The sequence below is a fragment of the Bacteroides sp. AF39-11AC genome (genome assembly GCF_003474285.1).
Lineage (GTDB): Bacteria > Bacteroidota > Bacteroidia > Bacteroidales > Bacteroidaceae > Bacteroides.
Genome location: NZ_QROH01000011.1, coordinates 206,057 through 206,307 on the forward strand (window position 1 = coordinate 206,057; position 251 = coordinate 206,307).

Genomic DNA, 251 nt, shown 5'->3' on the forward strand with positions numbered 1-251 from the left:
TCAAGAGGACGATAAAGAGTCTTATTTATTTTTATATTCTTTCCATAAATAACGACTTGACCATTCTCAACCTTACCCTTAGAATAATATAACGTAGAAGTCTGGTCATTGTAAGTCAGAGCTTGTTCTCCATACTTGTCATAAGCCGTCAGGAATTCCTTGTCCGACATTTGATACCAGCCATCAAAGCCATATCCGATTATACCCTTATTCTCATTATAATGTTTCCAGAATTCATAGATGACATTCGG

General features: G+C 35.9%; 1 protein-coding gene. It reads right to left on the bottom strand.

Features of this window, described 5'->3' with window-relative positions; all coding sequences use genetic code 11:
• Positions 1–251, bottom strand: a 251-nt coding sequence (locus DW036_RS25660) for a hypothetical protein (RefSeq protein WP_187374664.1), incomplete at both ends; no start/stop codon positions are given.